A 521-nucleotide genomic window follows, 5' to 3' on the forward strand; every position below is an offset into this window, starting at 1 on the left:
GCAGTCACCAGCCCCGTCGACACCGAAGCGATGCCGCTATTCGCTGCGCTCAGCCCGGTCGACGTCGAGTTCGACAAGGTCGCGATACTGGTGTTCGCGTTGGCCAAGCCGGTCGACAACGACGTGATACCGCTACCTACGGTGCTCAGCCCCGTCGACAGCGAGGTGATACGACTGTTGGCTTGACTGAGAGCGGCCGACGTCGTCCCAGAGAAAACGGCCAAATTGGAAGACGTCACAGTCGACAATGAAGAGATATTATTGTTTGCGGTATTGAGGTTGCTTTGCAACGTGTTCACGGCAGTCGACGTCGAATTCGACAATGCCGTGACGCTCGTATTCGCCGTGCTCAGCCCCGTCGACAGCGACGCGATCCCGCTGGTCGCGCCCGACAGCCCCGTCGAAAGTGACGTAATGCCGCTCGTCGCTGCGCTCAGCCCCGTCGACGTCGAGGTCGACAAGGCCGCCACCCGGCTGTCGGTCGTGCTCAGCCCCGTCGACACCGACGTGATCCGACTATT

The 521-nt window shown here is 61.2% G+C and carries 2 protein-coding genes; both read left to right on the forward strand.

What is annotated here, in order from left to right; translation table 11 throughout:
* Positions 1-186: hypothetical protein (locus KK7_RS23665; RefSeq protein ID WP_010546263.1), on the forward strand; the 186-nt coding region annotated here is incomplete at its 5' end.
* A gap of 105 nt (positions 187-291) precedes the next feature.
* Positions 292-521 (forward strand): hypothetical protein (locus KK7_RS23670; RefSeq protein WP_010546264.1); only part of this gene is annotated, 230 nt, incomplete at its 3' end.

It is taken from the genome of Sphingomonas elodea ATCC 31461 (genome assembly GCF_000226955.1).
GTDB classification, from domain to species: domain Bacteria; phylum Pseudomonadota; class Alphaproteobacteria; order Sphingomonadales; family Sphingomonadaceae; genus Sphingomonas; species Sphingomonas elodea.